Here is a 7,779-nt window from a genome sequence, read left to right as displayed (position 1 = left end):
TAACCGCTGGTCAGCAGGACTATGCTGAACGTATGAATCAGATTCAGAAGCAGAAAGAGGCATACTATAAGCAGCAAGGCATTGCCCCTGGAGTACCTACAGAGAAGGGTGCGTATGGTGATCCAGAGAACACTGGTGTAGGGTATAATGCCGTCCTCACAGAACTCGGTAACCATGATGTGCCACAGGGTTGGATTCAGACTCCACGTCCCAACACCACACCGAATACCAACCCCGGTCCACCTGTAAGCTGGAATGACCCAAGTAACCCTGATGACCCACAGGCTGGTTATGGCTATATTCCAAACGACACTACGAAAGAGGAAACCTTCTTCTATCACAGTGACCACCTCGGCTCAACATCTTACATCACAGATGATAAGGCCAACATCACCCAGTATGATGCTTACCTACCATACGGTGAACTCCTTGTAGACGAGCACTCATCGAGTGAAGACTTACCGTATAAGTTCAATGGTAAGCAGTTTGATGAGGAAACAGGCTTGTACTATTATGGTGCAAGGTATATGAACCCTATGTCGAGTATTTGGTATGGGGTAGATCCGTTAGCTGAGAAATATGCAACGACGGGAGGATATGTCTATACGTTGGATAATCCCATAAGATTAATAGATCAGAGAGGCAAACGTCCATCAACTGCTGAAGCTGCTCTTATATCCAAACATGTTTATGGGGGCGATGATGCTACTACAACTCGGAAAGACCTACGAGCTTCCGGGTGGAAAATTGTAAAGGGAGTGGATAAAATTACGAAAAACATTAATGATGTATTGTTAAATAGTGAATCTGATAATGGTTATAAAGCTCAATTATATAAAAGAACGAATCATGGACATGTAGAATTTGTTTATGCTTTTGCTGGTACAGACGATTGGAGTGATGTTGTTGACGACATAGACCAATACTATGGAGGAAGCCCAAATCAGTACAAAATGGCAGTTGCAAACGCAGAGATATTATCAAGTATATTGAAAGAAAAGTATGGCAATAATGTAGATTTTACATTTGTTGGTCATTCTCTTGGTGGTGGAGAGGCGGCAGCAGCAAGTATGGCAACTGGTTTTGATGCAATTACATTCAATCCAGCAGCTGTAACAAGTGATGATTTATTAGGGAATCCTAGTCATATTACCAATAATATCGCATTAGGAACGAAATTATTTACTATTTTTGGAAAAGACGTTTATTATGGTGGGGATATGTTACATAATTTCCAGTCAAATACTAATGTAGATATACCAGGTGCTATAAATTACATTCAACTTGGGACTGGTGCAACTCATACGATTGATGATTTCTACAACTATTTTTATAAGGATCGTGACGAATAAACTATTTGTATTTTCTTTTCTTGTTCTGTTAACATCGTGTGGTTTACCTTATGTACACAAGGTTCAACTAACTAAAGATGACTTATCATGGATTGACCATTACCATGATACAGATACACTTGTGTTCACATCAAACAAGGGGGTGGATACGTTAACATTAATTTCAATGCGAGTTTCAAACCCAAGGAATACCTTTGTATTTGACCCAGAAGGTGTTAGATGGTATGATGGCTCCCATGAATTTCATGGGAATGCATATGTTGAGATGAAATTAAGACATTCCGGTACATCATTTGTCGTAGGATTTTATATTCGAAGAAATAAAAATACAGATCCTCTACGTTATAGCATAATATTTGGTGAAAAAAGCACTTCATATGAAAATGTCCAATTTTCTCAATATCAGATACATGGATGTAAATTAGATAGTTGCCTTGTGATTAATTCAAACAACATGAATAATAATTTAGGTGATCAGCCTCATCTTGAAGTAAAGTCTATTGTTTGGAATAAGTCATTGGGGCTTGTCCAATATGAACTAAATCATAATATCATATATACAATAAAGATGTGATGTATCATATAACTAGAATACCTATTTATATTCAGAACTGATAACACCGAGGTACTCTTTTCAGCCTTCCCCTTCTTCCAATCGAACTTCGATGAGGCAAGTGTCAACTGCCTGACCACGAAGGTAGGAACACTTATGATGCGGCAGGTAACCTCCTGACGAAGCTTACGGCGAAACTTAGGAGGTCGATATCTGACAAGGGTTACATCTCTTACACCTACGACTTCGAACGGCTGCATGAGGTGCTTTATCCTACTTCGATAATCAGTATTAACAAGAATCATTTTACGAAGCATTACTTTATTGGTGACAAACGAGTTGCTTCAAGGATAGGAACGGGTCTGTTTAATAACGTTTACGGAAGAAACGGCAGTTATGTCACCGCTGGTCAGCAAGACTATGCAGAGCGTATGAATCAGATTCAGAAGCAGAAAGAGGCATACTATAAACAGCAGGGCATTGCCCCAGGTGTACCTACAATGAAGGGTGCGTATGGTGATCCGGAGAATACAAAACGAGGATATAACTCTATCATTGACACACTCGGTAACCACGATGTGCCACAGGGTTGGGTTCAGACTCCACACCCCAACACCACACCGAATACCAACCCCGGTGCCTCAATCTCATGGAATGACCCGAGCAACCCTGATGACCCGCAGGCTGGATATGGCTATATTCCAAATGATACTACACGTGAAGAAACCTTCTTCTATCACAGTGACCACCTCGGCTCAACGTCTTACATCACAGATGATAAAGCTAACATCACGCAATATGATGCTTACTTGCCATACGGCGAACTATTAGCTGACGAGCACAGTAGCAGTGAAGAACTACCCTATAAGTTCAACGGCAAACAGTTTGATGAGGAAACCGGCTTGTACTATTATGGTGCAAGGTACTTGAATCCTATGACAAGTTTATGGTATGGGGTGGATCCGTTGGCAGAGAAGTATGCTAATATATGTTCTTATACCTATTGCCATGATAATCCGATTAGGCTTATAGATCCTACTGGATTATATGATGAAGATACTGCTAAGAAAGTAGCCTCAGAAAGGGGTGCACAATACCACAAAGATAGCGAAAGTGGGGAATGGTTTGTCGCTATGGACGAGACAAGAACAAAGGCATATACAACAGGTGGAACGTTAACAAGGGATTTTGGGCCTAAGAAGTTACCAATAGCTGACAATATGATAGTTAATGATTTTTCAACCCCCATAGCAGGTTTTGCCGATATTGCAGCATATAAAAGGACAAAGGATCTTTCTAAAATGTATAATTCCATGTTTACTCAATATTTATATAATGGAAGATTGACTCAAATAGATCAGACAGGTAAAATATGGAGAAACGCAAATACTTCTCGGCTTGTCAATCAAACTTTAAGTAAGAAGCTCCCTGTGTTTACAAGGTATTCTAACATTTTTGGACGGGCTGCAGCGGTACTTACAACAATAGATATTGGAGGGAGTATTTATAAGGGTATCACTTCTAATACTATCCAAGATCAATCATATTATTTAACAGAAGGAGTTCTAAAAACGCCTTCTTATATCCCCTATTTTGGTACTCTATGGGGATTAGGCTTTGATAAGGCTGTTCGTCCAACTTGGGAAAATGGTGCTAAGAATATAGACAATGCTATAAAACATGGGGCTGATCCTGCTATTATTTTTATTATACCAGGACTAGGATATGTTCCTTCTACAAAATAAGCGTTATTATGGAATATTCATATTTTATAAAGAGAAATATCAAGTTTTTTAATAATAATGGATATACTCTATATCCGAACGGGAATCAAGTCTATAAACGAATAGGTGATTATGATGTTCTAATCACTGATTATACAGGGAAAAAACTATCATTAGACCTTCTGATCGTCTTTGAACTTTGGATAAAAAATAATATAACAGATGTGCTTATCTTTAGAAAAATGTATAAGAGAACTTTTTTTTGTCCTAAAATGGAAAAGATTGATAAAGAAATAGCAAAAATAATAGAAGAATTCTAGTCTTCGAACCATATGTACAGCTGATCAATAAAATTTATACCCTGTACCTATAATGCACCTATGACAGCTGGAACCGGGTGCAGACGATGACTTATCCTGATGGTGAAGTGGTTACCTATCACTACAATGCTGCAGGACAGGTGGAGAGCCTGACGAGCAATAAACAGGGACGTCAGAGCGTTATTGTTGACAGGATAGGTTACGACAAGGAGGGTCATACGGTCTATACGAAGCTCGGTAATGGCACGGAGACTACCTATACATATGACAAGCAGCGTGAGCGTCTGCAGGTGATGAACCTTACAGCGGATGGTCAGACTGTGATGGAGAACAGGTACCGTTATGATGCTGTGGATAATATCCTCGGTATTACGAATGCCGCCAACCCAACGTCGCTGACGAAACTCAACAAGGCGAAGCTGGGAGGAAGGAGTTCGCATACGTATGAGTATGACGAGCTGAACCGCCTTATTCATGCAAGCGGTAAGGCTAAGCGTGCATCGTATGACATGGTGATGTCGTTCGGACGGATGAGTGAACCGCTGACAAAAGTTCAGACGGTGGACTCAACGACAACTGCCAAGTCTTATAACTTCGCTTATAAGTATGAGGACAGTAACCATCCGACGGCTCCAACGCAGATTGGGCACGATCATTACACCTACGATGCCAACGGTAATCCAACGCTGGTAACGAATGACTCTACGAATACTACCCGTGAGATGTACTGGGATGAAGACAACCGCCTGATGGTACTCTCTGATAACGGCAAGACGAGTCGTTACACTTACAATGCTGCTGGCGAACGCATTATGAAGAGTTACGGTACGATGGAGGGTGTGTATATCAATGGTGCACCGCAGGGTATCACATTCCACGAGACGGACAACTTTACGCTTTATCCGGCAAGTATCCTCTCTGTCAACAAGAACAGATTTACGAAACATTACTTCATTGGTGACAAACGAATCGCTTCAAGGATAGGAACGGGTCTGTTTAATAACGTTTACGGAAGAAACGGCAGTTATATCACCGCTGGTCAGCAGGACTATGCAGAGCGTATGAATCAGATTCAGACACAGAAAGAGGCGTATTATAAGAAGGTGGGTGTAGCTCCTGGTGTACCGACAGAAAAGGGTGCGTACGGTGATCCAGAGAACACGGGTGTTGGATATAATGCCGTTCTCACAGAACTCGGCAACCATGATGTGCCACAGGGGTGGATTCAGACTCCACGCCCTAACACTACACCGAATACTAATCCCGGTCCACCTGTAAGCTGAAACGACCCAACCAACCCTGATGATTCACAGGCTGGATATGGTTATATTCCAAATGACACTACAAAAGAAGAGACCTTCTTCTATCATAGTGACCACCTTGGCAGCACGTCTTATATCACAGATGATAAAGCCAACATCACGCAGTATGATGCTTACCTTCCATACGGTGAACTGTTAGTTGATGAGCACAGCAGTTCCGAAGACCTGCCGTATAAGTTCAACGGCAAGGAACTTGACGAAGAAACGGGGCTGTACTATTACGGAGCCAGGTACATGGACCCCAAAATCTCCATGTGGTTGGGGGTAGACCCATTAATGGAAAAGTATACAAATGTCAGTGGATATGTTTTTTGTCATAGTAATCCAATAGTTAGAATTGATCGTGATGGATGTGCAGATTATTTTAGCATTAGTGGCAAGTTCATTAGATCGGATAAATCAAAAGATAAAAATATATTGCTGTCCGGTAAAACTTTTTTGGGGCTATCTGTGTTAGTTAAAATAGACTTAAACTTATTATTTCTTAGAATTATCGGTTATTTTAGGTCTTTTCTTGTCAAAATAAGTGCATTTTATAATGCTTACAGTTTGAAACTGAAAACCAAGCCCCAGGATGAGTAAAACGGCTGCAATACCGATGGATAAAGAGATACAGAGCTTTCAGTTAATTTTTACCGGACAGCAATAATAAAAATATCTACATAAGAACTTCTTCTGGTAACGTTTTATTATCTAAATATAATTTCAAGAGAAATTTACGTGCTATGATGCGTATTACGTATCATTATGCTAAGGAAGTTGGGTTAGAAGGTAAGGCTAAGTCTATTGGTGTAAAATCAATGAAGTCGAATCCTGAGGGAGAATTAGCGATAACAACATATGATAATAGGATAAGAGTCTCTACTGTTAATGGGCATTTTAAAAAATCAATGGACCAAATATATAATTTCAGAAGTACATTAGCACATGAAGGCTTTCATATAGATACTCCAAATGGAGTAGATGAAGAAGTTCTTGTAATCATGAAAGAGATGAGTAGGAAAGAATTTGGAAAAACAACACGGTCTTTTAAAGATAATACAGCTGGATATCTTCAAAAAGAATTGGAAAAGTTGTATGCTGTATCAGGTCGTAATTTTTATAAGGTGATAGGTAAGGCACAAAAAATGTTAAATAAATATGGGGCTAAAAGTAGTTATGAATTTATAGAAGGAGGAAATAAGATTCATTTTTGACAATAATGAAACATATACATATAATAAAATTATTGCTAATATCCTCATTATTAGTATCATGCCGAAATAATAATGTTAAAGAGATTCTAACTGGGGATAGATATAGATATTGGTATAATGAGAGTGATACAATACTTAATCTTCCTTTATACTTTATTTTTAACAAAGATGGACAATTGCAAGTAAAAAGTCAAGACGAAAGGGGGAGATTACAGGACTTTGTTTTCTCCCATGATGTAGAATGGGATCATCGTTGGAGTATAAAAAATGACACATTACTATATATGGGATTGTATGATAATTATTTCGTTATATCAAGGTATAATGATTCTATTGTCACCCTTACACAGAATAACCAGAATATAGTATTACATGCGATTAGAGATCCTCGTATGTTTATACAAAACATTCACGCTAAGAGAAAAAATATTATCGATAGTATTCAATGTATAAATTATGATATGCGAATTGATAGAATATGCCCTAATGGCAACAATTATATTCTAAAAGATATTTCTTCCTCAGTTGAGATAAGCAAAGCAGATATGAATATCATAACTCCCCAAAGAGGAGACCGTTTAGTCAAAGAAAAGAATTATGTATTGTTGAATAGAATAACTAATGATTCAATTTATCTATATCGATATACTGTTTCAGGAGAGCATCCAGTTTTATCGATTCTCCAAAGTGGAGAAAAAAAGAATTTCATACAAAGAAATATTACTGTCCGCTAAACATAGAAATCCTCATTCCAACTCATTGAGACACAATAGTTCGGATGACAGCATGTTAGTGACAAGCCCCCTTATTCATTTTCTGTTACCTCGGGTGGCGATTCAGCCGCTGCTTCAAGCATGAGTTTCATGTCGGCATCCGGCATGTTGAAGAAATTATTCATGTTGAGGTATTCCATAAGTACAATGCGCACCATAGTAGCCAGCCCTGAGAAACTCCACCGCCTCTGCAATGAGCTTTGCAGCAGTGACAGTAATAGATTGGCAATGAGTGTAACCCAAATCTGTATCTTGATGGCGTTGGCACTCTCCCCATAGAAGTATCTAAGCGGGAAGTTCTGTTTTATCTGCTTGAAAAGAGTCTCTATCTGCCACCTCCTGCGGTAGATGGCTACGATAGTCTCCATGGACATGTCAAAGTCGTTGGTAAGCAAGGACACCAACTTTGGCATCTTTCCTTTCTTGATATCCACATAGGTGATGATACGCGCTATATGGTTGATACCGCCCTTCCTGAACACCACCACCTGCTCACGATATTCCATCAGCCCATCCTCGTTCATATCCATGCAGTCTGC

4 protein-coding genes and 5 pseudogenes (2 of these 9 running past the window's edge) are annotated in these 7,779 nt (G+C 39.4%); 7 read left to right on the top strand and 2 right to left on the bottom strand.

All coding sequences use genetic code 11. The features are described from left to right. The 7 genes and pseudogenes from E0E16_RS14380 to E0E16_RS08600 all read left to right on the top strand — a co-directional run. Nucleotides 1–1,352 (top strand): RHS repeat-associated core domain-containing protein (locus E0E16_RS14380; protein ID WP_305000470.1); only part of this gene is annotated, 1,352 nt, incomplete at its 5' end. After that, nucleotides 1,342–1,926, top strand: coding sequence for a hypothetical protein (locus E0E16_RS08625; RefSeq protein WP_028901864.1), 585 nt, complete (start codon nucleotides 1,342–1,344; stop codon nucleotides 1,924–1,926). The genes E0E16_RS14380 and E0E16_RS08625, both read left to right, overlap by 11 nt. A gap of 242 nt (nucleotides 1,927–2,168) precedes the next feature. Beyond that, nucleotides 2,169–3,650: pseudogene (locus E0E16_RS14995) on the top strand (RHS repeat-associated core domain-containing protein); the annotation flags it as partial. 8 nt (nucleotides 3,651–3,658) lie between these two features. Then, nucleotides 3,659–3,949, top strand: coding sequence for a hypothetical protein (locus E0E16_RS08615; protein WP_025878248.1), 291 nt, complete (start codon nucleotides 3,659–3,661; stop codon nucleotides 3,947–3,949). A gap of 509 nt (nucleotides 3,950–4,458) precedes the next feature. Next, nucleotides 4,459–5,853 (top strand): annotated as a pseudogene (locus E0E16_RS08610) (RHS repeat domain-containing protein). Nucleotides 5,854–5,921: 68 nt separating this feature from the next. Beyond that, nucleotides 5,922–6,467: pseudogene (locus tag E0E16_RS08605) on the top strand (RHS repeat-associated core domain-containing protein); the annotation flags it as partial. A gap of 5 nt (nucleotides 6,468–6,472) precedes the next feature. Next, complete coding sequence (locus E0E16_RS08600; protein ID WP_130829983.1) at nucleotides 6,473–7,201, top strand: hypothetical protein; 729 nt, start codon at nucleotides 6,473–6,475, stop codon at nucleotides 7,199–7,201. Nucleotides 7,202–7,272: 71 nt separating this feature from the next. Here the strand turns inward: E0E16_RS08600 and E0E16_RS08595 are convergent. Further along, nucleotides 7,273–7,779, bottom strand: a pseudogene (locus tag E0E16_RS08595) (transposase) (its annotated part continues 9 nt past the right edge of the window); the annotation flags it as partial. After that, nucleotides 7,770–7,779 (bottom strand): annotated as a pseudogene (locus tag E0E16_RS08590) (DUF2958 domain-containing protein); its annotated part runs 1,598 nt beyond the window's last position; the annotation flags it as partial. The pseudogenes E0E16_RS08595 and E0E16_RS08590, both read right to left, overlap by 19 nt.

Source organism: Prevotella rectalis (genome assembly GCF_900607215.1).
Taxonomy (GTDB): Bacteria; Bacteroidota; Bacteroidia; order Bacteroidales; family Bacteroidaceae; genus Prevotella; species Prevotella brunnea.
This window is presented reverse-complemented; position numbering and strand designations above follow the sequence as displayed.

Bases quoted from the DNA above. Each gene is read 5' to 3' on its own strand.
- E0E16_RS08615 (WP_025878248.1), top strand. From the start codon at position 3,659: ATGGAATATTCATATTTTATAAAGAGAAATATCAAGTTTTTTAATAAT.
- E0E16_RS08600 (WP_130829983.1), top strand. From the start codon at position 6,473: ATGAAACATATACATATAATAAAATTATTGCTAATATCCTCATTATTA.